Below are 19,275 nucleotides of genomic sequence, written 5' to 3'. Positions count from 1 at the left end.
ATTATGAAACATATTACTTATATAATATTGGCATCTGCTTTGCTGACTTGTTCTTCTTGCAGTGATTTTTTGGAAAAGTATCCTAAGGATTCTCCTAGTACTACTATTCCTATGAGCGATGATTTGGCTGTAGCTATGACTAACGGATGTTATCAGTCTTTACAGTCTATGAATCTTTATAATCAGCGTATCTGGAGTATGGATATTTGTGCCGGTGATAGCGAAGCGGGGGGAGATCCTTCTACAGGTACTGATGGAGTTGAAACAAAAGAAATTGCTAATTTCTATGCAACTCCAAGTAATAATCTTGCAGTTGGATTATGGAGAGGAGGATATACTGGTATCGGTAATTGCAATACAGCCATTCAGTCTTTATCAGCTAATGCGGATAATATTTCTCCGGAAATATTGACCCGTTCTTTGGGTGAGGCTTATTTTTTACGTGCGCATTATTATTTTATCTTGGTTCGTTGTTTTGGAGGAGTTCCTATTCGTACAGAACCGGCTAAAGTTAGTGACCCTAAAGACATTGCCCGTAATACAGTAACAGAAGTCTATGACCTGATTATAAAAGATTGTAAGGAGGCTATAGAGCGCTTACCTCAAAAAAATGAGTTAGCTCCAGCTGACTTAGGACGTGTTACTAAGGATGCCGCTTGCACTCAGTTAGCAAAAGTTTATTTGACTCTTGCTTCATACGGTAATACCTATGCATCTTTAGCACCCGAAGAAGGATTTTATCAAGCAGTTGTTGATTTATGTGATGAGATCGCTACGATGGGATATGATTTGGCAGCTTGTGATTATGCTTCTTTATGGAATGAGAATTTAATTAAAAATAAGAATAGTGCAGAATCTATTTTTGAAATACAATATTCTGGAGAGAATGCAGGAACGGGCGGTTTTTGGGCAAATGATGGACAGTCATCCTGGTGTTCAACATTTATGGGGCCTCGTAACTCTGGATTTACTTATGGCTCTTATGGGTGGAATCAACCTACTGATGAATTCTTTGAATCGTATGAAGAAGGTGATAAACGTAAAGATATTACCGTATTTTATGAAGGATGTCCGGATTTTGATGGAAAGTCCTATAAGGCAAGTTATGCTTTTATGACTGGGCGTAATGTGCGTAAATTTATTATTCCTATTTCTTTAAATTTATATCAGGATGCAGAGACAAGTCCTCAGAACTTTATAGCTTACCGTTATGCGGATGTATTATTGATGAAGGCGGAGGCTTTGAATGAATTGGGTGAAACGGTTCAGGCGCAAACTCCATTGAATATAGTACGACGTCGCGCCGGATTAGGAGACTTTCTGTCAACTAATAAGGAGGAAATGAAGGAGAAAATCATTCATGAGCGCCGGATGGAACTTGCATTCGAAGGTCATCGCTGGTTTGATTTAATCCGTATTGATGGGGGAGATTATGCCTTGAAGTTCTTTAATTCTATTGGCAAGGTAAATGCAACTAAAGACCGTATGTTACTACCTATTCCACAAGTAGAAATGGATGCGAATGCATTGATGGTACAGAACCCCGGTTATTAATAACTTAAACTTATAGATTATGAGAGTTCAAAATATATTTTTTTATTTATCCGTATTGCTTTGTTGTGTTTTTACGTTAAGTTCTTGTTCAGAGGATTTGACTGAAACAAATAAAGGCTATGATGTGCTGACATTGACTGCTGATAAGGAGGTGATTAATCTTAATGAAAATGATGCGGCTTTGACAGCTCTAACATTAAAGTGGACTAGTGGTACAAATTATGGGACAGGAGCGCGGCTGAATTATAAGTTGGAGCTGCGGGAGAAAGGAAGTACCGAACCAACAGAACCATTGTTAAATAAGCGATTTAATGATCAGGAACTTTCTTATGCTTTTACAGTTAGAGAATTAAATGATTATTTGCATGCTGCTGGAATTAGTTTGACATACGGTGAAACAGTGGAAGTTGAAGCAACTGTGATTGCAGAGGTTGTTGGTTATGAAGACTATGAGCAGAATTCTTCTGTTTCTTTTAAAGTGACTACTTATGAACCGGTTTCTGAGACATTATATATTTGTGGTGATGCGACGGAAGGTGGATGGTATGTAGAACAAATGGGAGTGTGCAGTCTGGTTGATAACCAGCAACCTGGTATTTTTAATATTACTGCAACATTGACCGAGGGTAAGGATTTTAAGTTCTTTACTCAAATGGACTTTTCTTCTATTGCTTATGTTTGTGCTCCTGATGGAGAACAAATATTAAGTGATGGTATGACCATAAATATTATTCAAAAAGTTGATGATACGGTAGATGACTTGAATTTTCAGGTAACAGAAACCGGAACCTATAAGCTTACGATTGATTTGTTGAATAATACTCTGAATATAGTCAAGAGTACTCCAGCGGCTCCAGCTTTTAATACTTTGTATTTTGTCGGTAGCTTTACTAATTGGACTTCTAAACCGATGAAGCAAGATCCTGTGAATCCGTTCGTATTTTTATATGGTGATGTATTTACATGGACTCCTGATGGTGAGTTTAAGTTTGGAACCATGGATGGAAGTTGGGATAATATGTATATGGCAACTCAAGATAAAGCTCCGTATACGGATACTAATGTAAAATTGGGTGGTACAGATCAGAAATGGGTTTTGAAAGAAGAAGAATGCGGAAAGGCTTATAAGATTCGTTTGGACATAACAACAGGCCAGGAAAAAATGGTGATGGCTCCTTTTGAACCTTATACGGAAATTTCTTTGCTAGGTGATGCTACTCCTGCAGGTTGGACTTTGCCTTCTTCTGCTCCAATGACAAAGATTGACGAATATACTTATCAGTGGACTGGAAATCTGACAGCAGGTGAAATTAAGTTTACCTGTGATAACCAGTCTGATTGGATGGGAGCTTGGTTTATGGCTGTAGAAAATGGTCTTACATTTGAAGCAGGTGAATATGATATGTACTGGATTGATAAAACGAATCCAGATTATGGTTATGGAAGCTTAGATAATAAATGGGTTGTGACTGATCCGGGAAACTATACGATTACCCTGAATCAAGCTACAGAAAAACTCTTAGTTCAGAAGAATTGATTAAATTAGAATTGTTTATCATGAAAAAAATAATTTACTTGGCAGGAATTTTTCTCCTTTTTACTGCATGTAAGAACGATGACGGAGCAGGAATGGCAAATTTGGAATATGAAGGAGGTGAAGTTTCTGTTAAAATAGAGGAAGGAACTGGTATTTCTTTATTTACGGATAAAGCTTGTTATGCACCAGGAGAAACAGTAAGTTTTGGTATTTTAGGTGACATTCCGTCGAACGCAAAAATTCGTTATCGTCATTTGGATGAAGTAATTGAAGAACAACCTTTGGCTGGTTCGTCATGGACGTGGACTCTTCCAACTGTAGATTTTACAGGTTATATGGTTGATATTTATGCATCATCGGATGATAAGGAAGTAATTTACGGAACAATTGCGGTTGATGCTTCTAGCGATTGGAAACGATTTCCTAGGTATGGATTTGTGGCAGAGTTTGGTCAGAAATCGGATGAAGATATAAAGGATGAGATGTCTTATTTGAGCCGTTGCCACATTAATGGTGTACAATTCCAAGACTGGCATAATAAGCATCATTGGCCTTTAGGAAGTACTCGTGATGGACAGATTATGCCTGTGTATAAGGATATTGCCAGTCGTGATGTATATACGGAAACTGTGGAAAAGTATATTGAGGTGCAGCATGCTTTGGGGATGAAGTCCATTTTTTATAATCTTTGTTTTGGTGCTTTGGATGATGCGAATTTGGATGGTGTGAAAGATAGCTGGGGGCTTTTCAAAGATTATAAGGCAAAAACGCGTGATTGCCATGAATTGCCTGATAGTTGGAAAAGTAATATTTATTTGACAGATCCGGGGAATAAGGCATGGCAGGACTATTTGATACAACGTAATACAGACGTATATAATCATTTTGCTTTTGATGGTTATCAGATAGACCAGTTGGGAAACAGAGGAACCGTATTTAATGTATATGGTAAGGAAGTTGATTTGCCACAAGGTTATGCGTCATTTATAAAGGCAATGAAGCAGGCACATCCAGATAAGAGGTTGATTATGAATGCTGTCAGCCGCTATGGCGCAGAACAGATAGCCAAAACAGGAAAGGTCGATTTTTTGTATAATGAGGTATGGGGTAAAGATAATGACCGTACTGAGGCGAAATTTAGTCATCTGAAAACAATTATAGATGAGAATAATGAATACTCTGGCAATCAGTTGAATACCGTATTTGCAGCCTATATGAACTATTGGTTGGCTGAAAATGTAGGTGAATTTAATACTCCTGGGATCTTGTTGACCGATGCGGTGATGTTTGCGTTGGGAGGTTCGCATTTGGAACTTGGTCCTCACATGTTGTGCAAGGAGTATTTCCCTAATGACAATTTGAAAATGACGGAGGCTTTAAAAAAGAATATAATTCATTATTATGATTTTATGACTGCTTATCAGAATGTGCTGCGTGATGGTGGTTCATTGACAACTAATGTCGATATTGTATCTGTTGACGGTAAATTTGAGGTGCAATCCTGGCCACCGGTTAAAGGAAAGTTATGTACGATAGGGCGTAGTCTGGAAAATCAGGATGTTATTCATTTGTTGAATTTATCACAAGCTGATAGTGATGAATGGCGTGATGATTATGGAACTATGCCGGAACCAAATACAATTGAAAACCCTTCCTTTAGTATTTGTCCTTCACGTTCTGTGAAAGGTCTTTGGATGGCATCACCTGATTATGCCGGAGGAGCCGTAATCCCAATTGCATTTAAGGTAAATGGGAACCGTTTAGAGTTTACTTTGCCTTCATTAAAATATTGGAACATGTTGGTTGTTGAATATAAATAAGAATAAAAAACAGTATGAAGCTAAAATTAATTATATCTGCATTATTATTTTCAGCATTAAATGTTGATGCTGATGTGGTAACATCACCTAATGGAATCGTTTCAATTGATTTCCAGTTAAAGAATGGGATACCTACTTATAAAGTAGATTACAAAGGTAAACCTGTAATTAAAGAAAGTAGATTAGGTCTGGAATTACGTGATGGAAAGAATTTGATGGATGGCTTTGAACAACTTAATGCTACTACATCTACTTTTGATGAAACTTGGCAGCCTGTATGGGGTGAGGTCAAAGAAATACGTAATCATTATAATGAACTTCTTGCAGAGTTGAAGCAGCCATCAACAGATCGTTATATGAATATTCGTTTTCGGGTATATGATGATGGGGTTGGATTTCGTTATGAATTTCCCCAGCAAAAAAATTTAGTTTATTTTGTAATAAAAGAGGAGCATAGTCAGTTTGCTATGACTGGTGATCATACGGCTTGGTGGATTCCTGGGGATTATGATACACAAGAATATGATTATACAGAATCTAAATTGTCAGAAATACGTTCATTATTGTCTAATGCGGTAACTTCTAATGCTTCTCAAACTGTATTTTCCCCAACAGGAGTGCAAACATCATTGCAGATGAAAACAGATGAGGGGTTGTATATTAATTTGCATGAAGCAGCTTTGGTTGATTATTCATGTATGCATTTAAATCTGGATGATAAAAATTTAGTATTTGAGTCATGGCTTACTCCTGATGCAGACGGATTCAAAGGACGTTTACAAACTCCATGTCATTCTCCATGGCGTACAGTTATGGTCTCTGATGATGCATGTGATATTTTATCATCTCATTTGATTTTGAATTTGAATGAGCCATGTAAAATTGAGGATACTTCTTGGATTAAGCCTGTAAAATATATGGGGGTATGGTGGGAGATGATTGCTGGAGGGAAGCCATGGAGCTATACTAATGATATTCCGTCCGTGAAGCTTGGAGAAACGGATTATCGGAAAGTAAAATCTAATGGTAATCATCCTGCTAATACAAGAAATGTGAAGAAGTATATTGATTTCGCTGCGAAACATGGATTCGATCAGTTGTTGGTAGAAGGATGGAATGTTGGTTGGGAAGATTGGTTTGGAAATCAAAAAGATTATGTTTTTGATTTTGTGACTCCTTATCCTGATTTTGATATTGAACAGTTGAATAGATACGCACATGATAAAGGAATAAGATTGATGATGCATCATGAAACATCTGGTTCATCTCGTAATTATGAGAGACATCTTGAACAGGCTTATCAGTTAATGAATAAATATGGCTATACAGCCGTAAAAAGTGGGTATGTGGGAAATATCTTGCCTTATGGTGAACACCATTATGGGCAGTGGATGAATAATCATTATTTGTATTGTGTTGTAGAGGCTGCTAAACATAAAATAATGGTGAATGCTCACGAAGCAGTTCGTCCTACAGGACTTTGTCGTACATATCCTAATCTGATTGGAAATGAATCTGCACGTGGAACGGAGTATCAGGCTTTTGGTGGCAGTAAAACATTTCATACGACAGTCTTGCCTTTTACGAGACTTCAAGGAGGGCCGATGGATTATACACCAGGTATTTTTGAAATGAATATTTCCAAATTAAATCCAAATAATAGCTCACACGTAAATGCTACATTGGCAAATCAATTAGCATTGTATGTAACGATGTATAGCCCTCTTCAGATGGCTGCAGATCTTCCAGAAAATTATGAGCGTTTTATGGATGCTTTTCAATTTATAAAAGATGTACCGGTTGATTGGGATAATAGTATTTATCTTGAAGCAGAACCAGGGAAATATGTAACTGTGGCTCGAAAAGAAAAGGGAACGAATAATTGGTTTATTGGTAGTGCTACAGGTAATGCTAATCATCAATCAGTTATTTCACTTGATTTTTTGGAAAAAGGGAAGAATTATATAGCTACCATATATGCTGATACTAAAGATACTGATTATAAGTTAAATCCTCAATCATATCAGATTGTAAAAGGACTTGTAAACTCTAAGAACAAACTAAAAATAAATACGGTAGAAGCAGGTGGGTATGCTGTAAGTCTATTTGAGGTTACAAATTCAGACGAAATGAAGGGGTTGAAAAAACTATCTGTATCGCCTATAAAATAATATTTATTATAAAGGTTGATATAACTAATTAGAACTTTGATGTTAGCACCTCTGTGAGGTTAGATTTACAGAGGTGCTTATTCTTTTTTTAGGATGAAGAACTTTACTCTATGTGATATAAATTAATTGAGTCTTGGATAGATTGTAAAGTTAGAGAATTATAATTATAAATCATAAGCCTATGTTTAGATATATTGTTGGATGGTTGTTGCTAGCTGTGTCAGTCGTAGTGCAAGCTGCAGTGCCTGTTTGTAAGTCATTTTCGCAACAAGGGCGTGAAGTAACATTTCATTTGGATAATGGTGCAGCTTTTCAATTGAAATTGTGTGGGCAATCCGTAGTTCGGATATGGTACTCTCCAGACGGGAAATTACAACGGTTAAATTCTTCGTTTGCTGTTATTAATGAAGAACTGGAAGATGTGGGAGTAGTCAATGTGAATGAGGAAGCGTCTTGTTATGAGATTTTTACACCTGTATTGAGAATACGCGTTAATAAATCCCCCTTGAAGCTCCAGGTTTTTGATAAATATCAAAAGCTTATTTTTAGTGATTATGGTGATGGCCGGACTTGTGAAGGTGAAAAGAAGGTAGAATATAAAATGCTGAGGCGTGATGAGCATTTTTTTGGATTGGGAGAAAAAACCGGTAAATTAGATCGACGAGGGGAAACATATAAAATGTGGAATAGTGATCGGCCTTGCTATGGTGTAGCTGATGATCCTTTATATAAGAGTATTCCGTTTTTTATGAGTAATTATCGTTATGGTATATTTTTAGATAATACTTATAAAACAGAGTTTAAGTTTGGAACAGAGAGTCGAGATTATTATAGTTTTGAAGCTCCAGGTGGTGAAATGATATATTATTTCATGTTTGGCAAGGACTATAAGGAAATTATGGGGCATTATATAGGACTGACAGGAAAGCCAATTATGCCACCCAAATGGGCTTTGGGATTTGCTCAATGTCGTGGAATGCTCACTCGTGAGGATTTAACACGGGAGATTGCAACTGGATATAGAAAGCGTGGTATTCCTTGCGATATTATTTATCAAGATATTGGTTGGACTCAGAACTTGCAAGATTTTGAATGGCGTAAAGGTAATTATAAGAATCCTAAACAGATGCTGGCAGATTTGAAATCACAAGGTTTTAAGGTTGTAGTATCACAAGATCCTGTTATTTCTCAATCTAATAAAAAACAGTGGCAGGAGGCTGATAGTCTTGGTTATTTTGTAACTGATTCAACAACAGGCAAAACTTATGATATGCCTTGGCCATGGGGTGGAAACTGTGGTGTGGTAGATTTTACAAAGCCTGAGGTAGCAGATTGGTGGGGAGCATATCAGCAAAAGCCTATAAATGACGGTATCAGTGGATTTTGGACGGATATGGGTGAGCCTGCTTGGAGTAATGAAGAGGATGTGGATCGTTTGGTAATGAAACATCATTTGGGAATGCATAATGAGATTCACAATGTCTATGGGTTAACTTGGGACAAAGTTGTGAAAGAGCAGTTTGAAAAACGTAATCCCAATCGTCGTGTATTTCAAATGACTCGTGCTGCTTATGCAGGATTGCAGCGTTATACTTTTGGTTGGACTGGTGATAGTGGAAACTGTGACGATGTAACGCAGGGATGGGCGCAGATGGCTAATCAGATTCCTGTATTACTTTCTGCAGGATTAGGCTTGATACCTTTTACTACAACTGATATATCAGGATATTGTGGAGATATTAAAGATTATTCAGCAATGGCTGAACTTTATACACGTTGGGTACAGATGGGGGCTTTTAATCCGTTAAGTCGTATTCATCATGAAGGTAACAATGCAGTTGAACCATGGCTTTTTGGGGAAGAAGCAGAACAGAATGTGAAAAAAGCTATAGAATTGAAATATTCATTGATTCCTTATATCTATACGTATGCTCGCGAAGCTCATGATGCAGGATTGCCAATTATGCGTCCAATGTTTCTTGAATATCCTTATGATATGGAAACACTTGATACAGATGCACAGTTTATGTTTGGTAAAGAATTGCTTATAGCTCCAGTCGTAAAGAAAAATGCGAAAACCAAGAACTTGTATTTGCCAGAGGGTAACTGGTTGAGCTATAATGATAAAAGGACGCTTTACTCGGGAGAACAGTGGTTGACAGTGGATGCACCATTGTCATGTATCCCAATGTTTGTAAAGCAAGGATCAATCATTCCTACTATGCCAGTGATGAATTATATTGATGAACATCCCGAATATCCTGTTATATTTGAAGTCTTTCCAGCAGTAGAAGGTCAGAGTGCTTCTTTCCTTTTGTATGAAGATGAAGGGACCGACTTGGGATATTTAAAAGACGAGTTCTTGAAGACTCCGATTAATGTGAAAACAACAGTTGAAGGGTTTGAAATTGCTATTTCCCCACGTGAGGGTAGTAACTACCAGTTACCATCTAAGCGGAATATGATTTTCCGATTTTATGTAGAAAAATCTCCTCAGAAAGTTGTGATTGCTGGGAAAAAACAAAAAAAAGTAAAGCCTGAAAAATTACATGACCAGGAAAATATATTTGCTGATGCTGTAATATGGAGTTATGACAAGGAAATGCAAATTTTAAATGTGCTTGTTCCTGATAGTGGGGAAGCGTTGGAGATGAGTATTATACAATAATATGCAGGTCGTAGATATGTATGTTTTGAGATTAGGAGTTATATAATAAAAATAGAATCAGAAAGAAAATCTAATATTCTTTCTGATTCTATTTTTATTTGAAGTATAATTACTGTTCATATTCCTTCTTCCGTTTCGGATTCATCGGGAACCAGCCTTTCAGCACGCGTTCGCGCTGTTCGAAGACCTCCTTGATGGTCCAGAAAGAAGAGAATGAGAAAACTCCCAACAGGGTCGACAGCAGAATCTGACTTACCAGCACGGAACCGATAAGGCCGGCGATGCCCAATAGTAGAAAAATCCACCAGCAGCGCGTTCCCCAATAATATTCCGCTTTGACTACAACCGGATGAAACAGACCGATAATCAGGAATGTGCAGATTCCGATAAGGATTCCTTCCCAATGAAGGCTGTCAATCCATTCCATTATTCGTCGGCGTCTTTACGGATGGGAATTTCTTTCTTGATGCTCTGTTCCAGTGAAATCAAGGTTTCCGTAGCGGTTACACCCGGAATTTCCTGAATCTTGGAGTTCAGCAAATCCATCAGATGCTCGTTATCGGTAGAATACAGTTTGGTCAGCATGGTGTACGGACCAGTGGTGAAATGACATTCCACGATTTCCGGAATCTTCTTCAGTTCTGCCACTACGCTCTTGTACATAGAGCCTTTTTCCAGCTTGATTCCTACGTATGTGCAGGTGCTATATCCCAGGCTCTTGGGATTTACATGGTAGCCTGAACCGATAATTACGCCAAGGTCAATCAGGCGCTGAACGCGTTGGTGAATGGCAGCACGTGACACGCCACATTCTGCTGCAACGTCTTTGAACGGGATTCTGGCATTCTGTGAAATGATTTCCAGAATCTGTTTGTCAAGTTTATCAATTTTCTCCATACTACTAAATGGTTCTTGTTTTTATCATATTGTAAGCAAATGTAGAAAAACTTTTTTATCTATATGCTATTTTGCCGAAAAAAACGTGATTATTTTGGGTGAAAGAACAAATTGTGGGTAAATTGTGTAAGTCGTTCGGCCCTATTTGACTATCTTTGACTCCTTGAAGATAGGATGCAGTTGGAAGGTAGAATCGAAAAACATGTTTTTCGTTCGTACTTCTCTCACCTTTCACTATCTTTGTAAGACTTATTATTTATTAAACTCAAGAACTATGCATCCATTGGAATTGTTTAAGTTTTGTCCCGTATGTGGTTCTCCTCATTTTGAAATACATAATGAGAAGTCCAAGAAATGTGCGGACTGCGGGTTTGTGTATTATTTTAACTCAAGTGCGGCTACAGTGGCTTTTATCCTGAACGGGAAAGGAGAACTGCTGGTTTGCCGGCGGGGAAAGGAACCTGCCAAGGGCACGCTGGATTTGTCGGGCGGATTTATCGATATGTTCGAGACTGGCGAAGAAGGGGTGGCACGCGAGGTAAAAGAGGAAACGGGTCTGGTGGTGACGGAAGCGAAATATCTGTTTTCCTTGCCCAACACGTATCTGTACTCCGGTTTCCTGGTACATACACTCGACCAGTTCTTCTTGTGTCAGGTGGAAGATGACCATCTGATAAAAGCCATGGACGATGTGGCCGATGCATGGTGGATGCCGCTGGACAAAGTGAATCCGGATGATTTCGGGCTCGACTCTGTACGTAAGGGAGTCGCACGCTTTTTGGAAACCTGTCGGAACAAAAAATAAAAGGGATTATGGGTAAATATAAGAAATATATATGGATGGCGGGGTTGTGTTGTGCCTTGCCGTTAACGGTTTCCGGGCAGCAGGTGGAGCCGCTGACCGGGGCAGACCGTTTGTTTAACGAGGGGCGGGAGCTGTTCTTGCGTCAGGATTATGCGGCAGCCCGACAGACTTTGGTGCGCTATACCCGTCAGGCGGGGGAAAAGGCCTGGGCCGATGAAGTGGACTATATGTTGGCTTGTACGGCCTATGAATTGAAAATGCCGGATTGCCGTGAAGTGCTGTCGGATTATCTGGAAGCACATCCGGAGTCGCGTTACCGCAATCGGGTACAGGCGCTGATAGGAGCCAGCTATTTTTCGGAAGAGAAATACATGGAAACCATTGCTACGCTGAAAGGTTGTGACATTTCTCTTTTATCCGATGAAGAGCGGGATGCCAGTGCCCTGCGTATGGGTACGTCGTACCTGAAAGTCGGTAAATTGCAGGATGCGGCTTTCTGGTTCGCTGTGTTGAAAGAGACGAGTAAGGACTTCCATAACGATGCGGTGTACAACTTGGCTTATATTGATTACGTACAGCAGAAATATGATACCGCCTTGCAGGGATTCCGTGAGGTGCAGGATGACCGGAAGTTCCAGAAGCTGGCACCTTATTATATTGCCGACATTTACCTGATTCAGGGAAATTATGCACAGGCCCGAAAGGTGGCAGATGCTTATCTGGCTTTGTATCCGGAAGAGAAGTATGCCGCTCAGATGAACCGTATCTCCGGTGAGGCGGCTTACGGACAGAAAGACTATGCGGCTGCCATCCAGTCGCTGGAACGCTACCACGAAGCGGAGGAGGTGCCCGCTCGTTTGGCCATGTATAAGTTGGGTATGAGTTATTTTAATACGGGAGTCTATTCCAAGGCGTTGTCGCGTTTGGGTGAGGCAACCGGTGCGCAGGATGCGCTGGCTCAGAATGCTTACCTGCACATGGGATTGGCCGGACTGCAGTTGAAGGAGCGCAACCAGGCACGTATGGCGTTCGAGCAGGCTTCGCGTATGGACTTCGACCGTAGCATTCAGGAACAGGCTTTGTTCAATTATGCACTTTGTATTCATGAAACGTCTTATTCTCCTTTTGCCGAGTCGGTAACGGTGTTCGAACGCTTCCTGAACGAATATCCGTCGTCGGTATATGCTGAAAAGGTGAACGATTACCTGGTAGAGGTGTATATGAACACCCGCAGCTATGAAGTGGCGTTGCGTTCTATCGAGAAAATCACGCATCCGAGTGCCCGCATTCTGGAAGCGAAACAGAAACTGCTTTTCCGTATGGGAACACAGCTGTTTGCACAGGCCGACTATCGGAATGCCATTGATTATTTTACCCGTTCTTTGCAGTTGGGTCAGTATAATCAGAAAACCAAGGCCGATGCCTATTATTGGCGCGGAGAATCGAAATATCGTCTGGAACGTTATCCGGAGGCGGCCAATGACATGCGGCTGTATCTGGAGTTTGCTACCGACAAGAATTCACAGGAATACGGACTGGCTCTTTACTGTTTGGGATACAGTCTGTTCAAGCAGAAACAATATAATTCCGCACGCGACTGGTTTGTCCGCTGTGTGCAGAACGGACGTACACAGGAGGCTTCTGTAGCAGGCGATGCGTACAACCGTATCGGTGACTGCTATTTTTATGAGCGCCGTTTTGAAGAAGCCCGCCAGCAATACGCGCAGGCTGTCATCACTTCTCCTTCGCTGGGAGATTATTCGTTGTTCCAGGAGGGTATTGTGAAAGGACTGCAGCGTGATTATGCTGGAAAGATTCAGGTGCTTAACAAATTGATTACGGATTATCCGTCGTCGGCTTATCTGGACGATGCTTTGTATGAGCAGGGACGTGCCTTTGTGCAGATGGAGGATAGTGAGAATGCTATCAAGCGCTATTCGTTGCTGGTCCAGCGTTATCCGGAAAGCGAACTTTCACGTAAGGCGGCCAATGAAATAGGTCTGCTTTATTATCAGAACGACCGCTACGAGGAAGCCATTGCAGCTTACAAGCAGGTCATTACGAAGTATCCGGGTAGTGCGGAGGCGCGCTTGGCACAGCGTGACTTGAAGTCCATCTATGTGGATTTGAATAAAGTGGATGACTATATGGCGTTTGCTTCTACGGTACCTGGCGGTGCGACTTTCAACGTGAGCGAGCGCGACTCTTTGACGTATACGGCAGCCGAACGTGCTTACATGCGTGGGGATATTGCCGGAGCGAAGACCAGTCTGACCCGCTATCTTCAGTCGTTCCCGCAGGGAGCTTTCAGTGTGGATGCGTCTTATTATTTAGGTTTGATTGATTATAACCAGAAGGATTATGCGGCGGCAGCAGCCCGTCTGGAAGAAGTGTTGCGTTTTTCCGGAAGCAAGTACGAAGGAAAGGCTTTGGCACTTTGTGCCGATATGGCTTACAACCAGAAGGAATATGCCAAGGCGTTGAACCTTTACAAGCGTTTGGCCGACCGCTCGGCTGTTCAGGAAGAGCGTCTGCAGGCTGAAGTGGGTGCTCTGCGAAGTGCTTGTGCGTTGGGCGACCGGGCTGAAACCGTGACGACTGCTTCGGTGCTGCTCAAGCAGAGCAAGCTGACGCCGGAGGTACGTAGCGAGGCGTTGTATTTCCGTGCCAAGGCGTTGTTGGCAGAAGGGCAGAAGAAGGCTGCACTGGCCGACTTGACCGAACTTGCCAAGGATACGCGTAATGTGTACGGAGCAGAAGCCAAATACCTGGTGGCACAGACCTACTTTGATGAGGGAGAAACTGCCAAGGCAGAGAAGGAAGTGCTGGAATACATCGAAGTCAGTACACCGCATGCATACTGGCTGGCAAGAAGCTTCGTCCTGCTGTCGGATGTGTACGTGAAGCTGGATCGCAAGATGGAGGCTAAGCAGTATTTGTTGTCTTTGCAGCAGAATTATCAGGCCGATGATGACATCGCCGGAATGATTGAAAGTCGCCTGGAAAAACTTAAAAGTGTAAAGTAAGATGAAATACATAAGTACGATATTGGTTTGCGCCGGTCTGTGGCCCGCAGCTACGGTATGTGCGCAGAATGGAGGGGAGAAAGATTCTACACTGAACCGGACGGTGGTAGTGGAAAATCAGTACAACCCCGAGGTGATGGATGCCTTTAAGGTGAATGTCATGCCCGAGGTGGAGGAGCCGGCGGCTCCGAAGCAGGCCATTAATTATGCGACGGATTTGCGTCCGTTGGGAGCCTGGAAAGCCACTCCTATGGAGGCGATGTCCAGAGAACTGGCTCAGAAGGGAGCTGACAGGGGCTATGTCCGTGCGGCTTACGGTACGCTGAACAATGTGGACCTGAGAGGAAGTTATCTATGGGATATTTCTTCGAAAGACCGTCTGGGAATCATGGCTTCTTTGTACGGGCTGAACGGGGATATTCCGCATTTCATGGAAGGAGAGGAGTGGAAATCGCGTTTTTACCGTACGGATGTGTCGCTGGATTACCGGCATGATTTCCGGAAGGTAGCGTTGAAATTAGGAGGTGCCTTTGCTTCGCAGGTATTTAATTATATGCCGTCCATGAATGAAGGGGTGGAGAACTGGCCTACCACACAGCGTTATACATTGGGTGAAGGGTATGTAGGAGTGGTGTCCCGCGACAAGGACTTGCCTATACAGTTTGCTTTCCAGACCGGCTTGCGTAGCTTCAGCTTGCGTTATGATAATTATTACATGGAGTATGGTTCTGAAAATATTTTCCATACCGAAGGTTTCATGGCTGGTAATATCAATGAGGAACAGCAGGTGGGCGTCGGTCTGGAGATGGACAACCTGATTCACGATGTGTCGCAGCAGGATTATACGCTGTTGCAGTTGAATCCGTACTACACCTATCAAGGTGAATCCGTGAAGTTGCGGGTGGGGGCCCATGTGGATTTGCAGACGGCTTATGGCAGCGGACTAAAGGCTGCGCCGGATGTCAAACTGGAATATACGTTTGCCGATACGTATGTGGCTTACCTCAATGTATTGGGCGGAACACGTCTGAATGATTTCCGCCGGTTGAATGATTTCTCACCTTACTGGACAATTGCACAGCAGATGCGTACTTCCTATACACCGCTAGATGCGAAAATCGGTTTGAAGGCTTCTCCGGTTATCGGATTAGGTTTCGAACTTTACGGAGGTTACCGTATTACCAAGAATGAACTGTTTGCCGTACCGGGAGAATTCTATACGGATGAGCAGAATGTGTTCTATACAGGTATCCTGCAGGATAAGGGAAAAGTCGGTTATGGAGGCGTTTCTGTGAGCTATGCCTACCGTGACTGGGTAGACTTTTCTGTAAACGGTACGTATTATAGCTGGAATGTGACGGAAGAAAACGAAGGCTTGTTACAGTTGAAGCCCGAATTGAAGGCCGATTTCAGTGTGCGTGCCAAGGTAATCAAGAATTGCCATGCCCTTTTGAACTACAACTACGAACGTCGTCAGAAGATGGGTGATTTTGGGCGTGCGGATGCCATCAATAACCTGTCTGTAGGAGCAGAGTATGAGTTGCTGAACCGCATCAACGTGTTTGGCCGCCTGAATAACCTACTCAATAAGGTATACGCTACTGAAGCAGGTTATCCGGTGGAAGGTCTGCATTTTATGGCAGGCATCAGCTGCCGTTTCTAAATTTATTCTGCGTGGCGGCAGTGCTGAATCAGTGCGCCGTCACGGAAAAAGAAACGGCTTTCTTGTCCGTGCGGAAGGAGGGGAGCAGGAATACCGTCGTGCAAGGTCACGCGGGCATGTTCTATGAATGCTTCGTCCCATAGTCCTTGTTCCAGAAAAGCCTGGAGCGTCTGGCTTCCGCCTTCTACCAGTAATGTTTGTATTTTTTGCTCATAAAGCACCTGCATGATTTGCGGGAGAATATTCTGGCCGAAATCCAGTGTCACGTAAGTGAGGTTCTGGGTAGCGGCCTTTTCTTTTTCCGTAAAGACGAGGGTAGGAGTACTGCCGTCGAACAGGTGCAGGTGAGGCGGCAAAGTCAGCTGTCGGTCGATGACCAGCCGGAGCGGGTTCTGTCCGTACCATTCGCGTACCGTGAGCGAAGGGTTGTCGAGCAGGGCTGTGCGTCGTCCCACGAGGATGGCTTTCTGTTCGGCCCGCATCTTGTGAACCGCCAAGGTGGAGAGAGGAGTGGAAAAGCGTACCGCGTTTCCGTCTTCACGCCGGATGTCCAGAAAACCGTCGGCCGACTGTGCCCATTTCAGGGTGATGTAAGGACGTTTCTTCAGGTTGAATGTCACGAAAGCACGAATCAGTTCCCGGCATTCTTTTTCCAGTACACCGACCGTCACTTCAATACCGGCATCCCGCAATTTCTGGATTCCTCTTCCGGCTACCAAAGAAAACGGGTCTACACAGCCTACTACGACTCTCGGAATCCCTTTCCGTATGATTAAGTCGGCACAGGGAGGAGTTTTCCCATAGTGAGAACAGGGTTCTAAGCTCACATAAATGGTAGCATCTTTCAGCAGGCTTTCATCTTTGACCGAGGCGATGGCATTCACTTCGGCATGGCCTTCTCCGCAGCGCACGTGGTAACCTTCACCGATGATTTTTCCGTCGCGTACAATGACGGCCCCCACCATGGGGTTGGGAGCTGCATGGCAGATACCGTTTCGGGCCAGTTGTATGCAGCGCCGCATATATTTTTCGTCTATCGTCATATTCTTCGTTTTTTATCGTTACTTTTGCAACTATGCATCCGGTTTATGTATATATCAAAAAAGAGCTGAGTCCTTTTTATGCAGAAGAAGAGGCTTCAGCCATGGCAAAGTGGATATCTTCGGATATTCTGCATCTCTCTACTCTTGAACTTTATACAGGCAAAGATATGAATTTTTCCACGAAAGAGTGGGCGGAACTGGAGGATATTCTTCGGCGCTTGAAGCAGCGGGAACCCCTTCAGTATATTTTGCAGGAAGCCTCTTTTTGTGGAAGGTCTTTTCATGTGGAACAAGGGGTACTGATTCCTCGTCCGGAAACGGAAGAGCTGGTGGAATGGATTGTCTCCGATTATCGGAAGGCAGGACAGGTGCGTATTCTGGATATTGGCACCGGAAGCGGCTGCATTCCCGTATCGCTGGCGCAGCTGTTGCCGGAAGCGCAGGTTTCTTCGTGCGATGTGTCGACTGAGGCTTTGCGCATTGCAGCTATGAATGTAAAGCGTTATGGAGACAAGGTGACTTTGTTCTGTGCCGATATTCTGAAAGAGGAACTTCCTGAATGTCAGGTGGACGTGCTGGTGAGCAACCCTCCTTACATTACGGAAAGCGAACGGACGGATATGGAGGCGAATGTACTCGACTGGGAACCTGAATTGGCATTGTTTGTACCCGATTCGGATCCGTTGCGGTTTTACCGGAGGATAGCCAGGAAAGGACTTGACTGGCTTTCGGAAGAAGGAGCATTGTATTTTGAAATCAACCGTGCTTACGGGGCTGAGACTGTGCGGATGCTGGAGGAGCTTGGATACCGCCAGATTGAATTACGGAAAGACTTGTCGGGAAACGACCGGATGATAAAAGCAATCAGACCATGAAAGAATATAGTGAAGCAGAGATAAAGAGTAAAGCCGAAGTGTATTGCTCGTCGGTGGAGCGTTGCCCGTCGGACGTGGAGGAGAAAATTCGCAAGTGGGGGGCTTCGGAAGAAGTGGCGGAACGGATTATGGCCCATTTGCAGAAAGAACGCTACTTGGATGCAGCTCGTTTCTGCCGGTTTTATGTGCGCGACAAGTACCGTTTCAATCAGTGGGGGCGGATGAAGATTGCACAGATGCTCCGTATGAAACGCCTGTCGGATGAAGATATCCGTGCCGGACTGGAGGAAATTGATACCGAAGAATACGATGGAATCCTGAAGAAGATGCTGAAGCAGAAAATGAAAGGAATAAAAGCTGCCAATGACTATGAACGGAGCATGAAGCTGATTCGCTTTGCCGTAGGTCGTGGCTTTACGCTGGAAGAAGTACGTCGTTTTGTCAATCAGGTAGAGCCGGATGAATATTTTGACTGACATCCGGGATTTTCTGTTTCCCCGTCTCTGCATGGCTTGCGGACGGAAGTTGCAGGTCTCCGAACAGGCTCTTTGTTGTGATTGTCTGTCACAGCTCCCTCATACGCACTTAGGAAATACACCGGGCAATGAAATGGAAAAGATTTTCTGGGGCCGTTTCCCGATACAGCGGGCGTCGGCTTTGTTTTATTATGCTCGTGGAGGGAAAGTTGCCCATATATTGGCCGGTATGAAATACTATGGCCGTCAGAAAGTCTGCCGTCAGATGGGGGAGATGCTGGCGCATGAGCTGCTCCCGACGGGGTTCTTTGAGGGAGTAGATTATTTGTTGCCGGTTCCCTTGCATCCCGACCGTCTGCATACCAGGGGATATAACCAGAGTCGTCTGTTGGCAGAGGGCATTTCTGGGCGGACGGGTATTCCAGTATGCGACGGGTTGCTTTGTCGGGTTCGTAACAACCAGACCCAGACCCATAAATCCGTGTTGGAGCGGCAGGAAAACACGATTCATCTTTTTCATCTGGCTGGCGATACCCGTATGCTGCAAGGCAAACATGTGATGCTGGTGGATGATGTGCTGACCACAGGGGCTACGTTAGGTGCTTGTGCAGATGTATTGGCTGATATTGAGGGAATAAGTATCAGCATTGTTACACTGGCGTGGACGAAATAAAACAATCTGACGGGTTTTAGTAAAATTAATGCTCTTAAATTTTCTATTCCCGATGTATTTCTATAAT

The 19,275-nt window shown here is 42.9% G+C and carries 14 protein-coding genes; 11 read left to right on the top strand and 3 right to left on the bottom strand.

Annotated elements, in window-relative coordinates; all coding sequences use genetic code 11:
- Window positions 1-3: 3 nt before the first annotated feature.
- The 5 genes from WKT20_RS02060 (at window position 4) to WKT20_RS02040 (ending at window position 9,750) form a co-directional block, all read left to right on the top strand.
- On the top strand, window positions 4-1,554 hold the full coding sequence (locus WKT20_RS02060; protein ID WP_118164529.1) for a RagB/SusD family nutrient uptake outer membrane protein: 1,551 nt from the start codon (window positions 4-6) through the stop codon (window positions 1,552-1,554).
- A gap of 19 nt (window positions 1,555-1,573) precedes the next feature.
- The gene (locus WKT20_RS02055; protein ID WP_117702029.1) at window positions 1,574-3,091 is read left to right on the top strand and encodes a SusF/SusE family outer membrane protein; all 1,518 of its coding nucleotides are present in this window, start codon (window positions 1,574-1,576) and stop codon (window positions 3,089-3,091) included.
- Between the two features lie 20 nt (window positions 3,092-3,111).
- Window positions 3,112-4,911, top strand: a complete 1,800-nt coding sequence (locus WKT20_RS02050) for a glycoside hydrolase family 66 protein (protein ID WP_118244006.1) — start codon at window positions 3,112-3,114, stop codon at window positions 4,909-4,911.
- Between the two features lie 14 nt (window positions 4,912-4,925).
- The gene (locus WKT20_RS02045; RefSeq protein WP_117702027.1) at window positions 4,926-7,082 is read left to right on the top strand and encodes a glycoside hydrolase family 97 protein; all 2,157 of its coding nucleotides are present in this window, start codon (window positions 4,926-4,928) and stop codon (window positions 7,080-7,082) included.
- Window positions 7,083-7,263: 181 nt separating this feature from the next.
- Complete coding sequence (locus tag WKT20_RS02040) at window positions 7,264-9,750, top strand: glycoside hydrolase family 31 protein (RefSeq protein WP_340416740.1); 2,487 nt, start codon at window positions 7,264-7,266, stop codon at window positions 9,748-9,750.
- Between the two features lie 109 nt (window positions 9,751-9,859).
- Here WKT20_RS02040 and WKT20_RS02035 read toward each other — a convergent pair whose 3' ends face one another.
- Together WKT20_RS02035 and WKT20_RS02030 are read right to left on the bottom strand one after the other, a co-directional pair.
- Window positions 9,860-10,177: a DUF4491 family protein gene (locus WKT20_RS02035; protein WP_007559331.1), complete on the bottom strand. Its 318-nt coding sequence runs from the start codon at window positions 10,175-10,177 to the stop codon at window positions 9,860-9,862.
- The gene (locus WKT20_RS02030) at window positions 10,177-10,647 is read right to left on the bottom strand and encodes an Lrp/AsnC family transcriptional regulator (protein WP_007559330.1); all 471 of its coding nucleotides are present in this window, start codon (window positions 10,645-10,647) and stop codon (window positions 10,177-10,179) included. Before WKT20_RS02030 ends, WKT20_RS02035 begins: the two co-directional genes overlap by 1 nt.
- Before the next feature lie 274 nt (window positions 10,648-10,921).
- On the opposite strand from WKT20_RS02030, the gene WKT20_RS02025 reads away from it, so the two are divergent.
- Genes WKT20_RS02025 through WKT20_RS02015 form a run of 3 tightly spaced genes read left to right on the top strand, consistent with a single transcriptional unit; the run spans window position 10,922 to window position 16,141 of the window.
- Window positions 10,922-11,452, top strand: a complete 531-nt coding sequence (locus tag WKT20_RS02025) for an NUDIX domain-containing protein (RefSeq protein WP_007559328.1) — start codon at window positions 10,922-10,924, stop codon at window positions 11,450-11,452.
- 8 nt (window positions 11,453-11,460) lie between these two features.
- A complete protein-coding gene (locus WKT20_RS02020) occupies window positions 11,461-14,478 on the top strand; it encodes a tetratricopeptide repeat protein (RefSeq protein WP_340416739.1) in 3,018 nt (1,005 codons plus the stop codon).
- A 1-nt stretch (window position 14,479) separates the two neighbouring features.
- On the top strand, window positions 14,480-16,141 hold the full coding sequence (locus WKT20_RS02015) for a TonB-dependent receptor (RefSeq protein WP_340416738.1): 1,662 nt from the start codon (window positions 14,480-14,482) through the stop codon (window positions 16,139-16,141).
- A 2-nt stretch (window positions 16,142-16,143) separates the two neighbouring features.
- Here the strand turns inward: WKT20_RS02015 and ribD are convergent, their stop codons facing one another.
- Window positions 16,144-17,184, bottom strand: coding sequence for a bifunctional diaminohydroxyphosphoribosylaminopyrimidine deaminase/5-amino-6-(5-phosphoribosylamino)uracil reductase RibD (ribD, locus tag WKT20_RS02010; RefSeq protein ID WP_340416737.1), 1,041 nt, complete (start codon window positions 17,182-17,184; stop codon window positions 16,144-16,146).
- Between the two features lie 32 nt (window positions 17,185-17,216).
- On the opposite strand from ribD, the gene prmC reads away from it, so the two are divergent.
- From prmC to WKT20_RS01995, 3 genes are read left to right on the top strand one after another with little or no spacing between them, the layout of a single operon-like run.
- Entirely contained in the window at window positions 17,217-18,059 is an 843-nt protein-coding gene (prmC, locus tag WKT20_RS02005; RefSeq protein ID WP_117702021.1) for a peptide chain release factor N(5)-glutamine methyltransferase, read from the top strand.
- Window positions 18,056-18,535 (top strand): regulatory protein RecX, encoded by a 480-nt coding sequence (locus WKT20_RS02000; protein ID WP_118164513.1) that lies wholly within the window; start codon window positions 18,056-18,058, stop codon window positions 18,533-18,535. The genes prmC and WKT20_RS02000 overlap by 4 nt, the downstream gene beginning before the upstream one ends.
- A complete protein-coding gene (locus tag WKT20_RS01995; RefSeq protein WP_304313506.1) occupies window positions 18,519-19,208 on the top strand; it encodes a ComF family protein in 690 nt (229 codons plus the stop codon). The genes WKT20_RS02000 and WKT20_RS01995 overlap by 17 nt, the downstream gene beginning before the upstream one ends.
- Window positions 19,209-19,275 lie beyond the last annotated feature (67 nt).

The organism is Phocaeicola sp. ICN-14070, from assembly GCF_037892625.1.
Taxonomy (GTDB): domain Bacteria; phylum Bacteroidota; class Bacteroidia; order Bacteroidales; family Bacteroidaceae; genus Phocaeicola; species Phocaeicola plebeius.
This window is presented reverse-complemented; position numbering and strand designations above follow the sequence as displayed.

What these genes read in the sequence shown, in the direction of transcription:
- WKT20_RS02060 (WP_118164529.1), top strand. Translation starts at nt 4, where the DNA reads ATGAAACATATTACTTATATAATATTGGCATCTGCTTTGCTGACTTGT.
- WKT20_RS02055 (WP_117702029.1), top strand. Translation starts at nt 1,574, where the DNA reads ATGAGAGTTCAAAATATATTTTTTTATTTATCCGTATTGCTTTGTTGT.
- WKT20_RS02050 (WP_118244006.1), top strand. Translation starts at nt 3,112, where the DNA reads ATGAAAAAAATAATTTACTTGGCAGGAATTTTTCTCCTTTTTACTGCA.
- WKT20_RS02045 (WP_117702027.1), top strand. Translation starts at nt 4,926, where the DNA reads ATGAAGCTAAAATTAATTATATCTGCATTATTATTTTCAGCATTAAAT.
- WKT20_RS02040 (WP_340416740.1), top strand. Translation starts at nt 7,264, where the DNA reads ATGTTTAGATATATTGTTGGATGGTTGTTGCTAGCTGTGTCAGTCGTA.
- WKT20_RS02035 (WP_007559331.1), bottom strand. Translation starts at nt 10,177, where the DNA reads ATGGAATGGATTGACAGCCTTCATTGGGAAGGAATCCTTATCGGAATC.
- WKT20_RS02030 (WP_007559330.1), bottom strand. Translation starts at nt 10,647, where the DNA reads ATGGAGAAAATTGATAAACTTGACAAACAGATTCTGGAAATCATTTCA.
- WKT20_RS02025 (WP_007559328.1), top strand. Translation starts at nt 10,922, where the DNA reads ATGCATCCATTGGAATTGTTTAAGTTTTGTCCCGTATGTGGTTCTCCT.
- WKT20_RS02020 (WP_340416739.1), top strand. Translation starts at nt 11,461, where the DNA reads ATGGGTAAATATAAGAAATATATATGGATGGCGGGGTTGTGTTGTGCC.
- WKT20_RS02015 (WP_340416738.1), top strand. Translation starts at nt 14,480, where the DNA reads ATGAAATACATAAGTACGATATTGGTTTGCGCCGGTCTGTGGCCCGCA.
- ribD (WP_340416737.1), bottom strand. Translation starts at nt 17,184, where the DNA reads ATGACGATAGACGAAAAATATATGCGGCGCTGCATACAACTGGCCCGA.
- prmC (WP_117702021.1), top strand. Translation starts at nt 17,217, where the DNA reads ATGCATCCGGTTTATGTATATATCAAAAAAGAGCTGAGTCCTTTTTAT.
- WKT20_RS02000 (WP_118164513.1), top strand. Translation starts at nt 18,056, where the DNA reads ATGAAAGAATATAGTGAAGCAGAGATAAAGAGTAAAGCCGAAGTGTAT.
- WKT20_RS01995 (WP_304313506.1), top strand. Translation starts at nt 18,519, where the DNA reads ATGAATATTTTGACTGACATCCGGGATTTTCTGTTTCCCCGTCTCTGC.